This window comes from Rahnella sp. CJA17(1/100) (genome assembly GCF_963881615.1).
GTDB lineage: Bacteria > Pseudomonadota > Gammaproteobacteria > Enterobacterales > Enterobacteriaceae > Rahnella > Rahnella aceris.
Genome location: NZ_CAWOJA010000090.1, coordinates 1 through 209, shown reverse-complemented (window position 1 = coordinate 209; position 209 = coordinate 1). Strand labels below are relative to the sequence as shown.

Here is a 209-nt window from a genome sequence, read left to right as displayed (position 1 = left end):
CCTGCTGAGTTATAACCTTATTCGTTACCAGATGATCAAGATGGCGTTCAGCCTGAAGGGAGATTATCTGCCTTATCAGCTGAGTTTTAGCGGTGCAGTGTCGGAGATATTACGGTTGTTAATCGGGTTGCCGTGGGCATCAGCGGGAGCCATCCCGGGTCATCTGAAGCATTTTTACAGCAACGCAGCGATGCTAAAACTGCCCTCGA

Annotated in this window: 1 pseudogene; it reads left to right on the top strand. The window is 49.8% G+C overall.

From position 1 onward, the window contains the following. Nucleotides 1-209, top strand: a pseudogene (locus AACU55_RS24630) (IS4 family transposase); the annotation flags it as partial.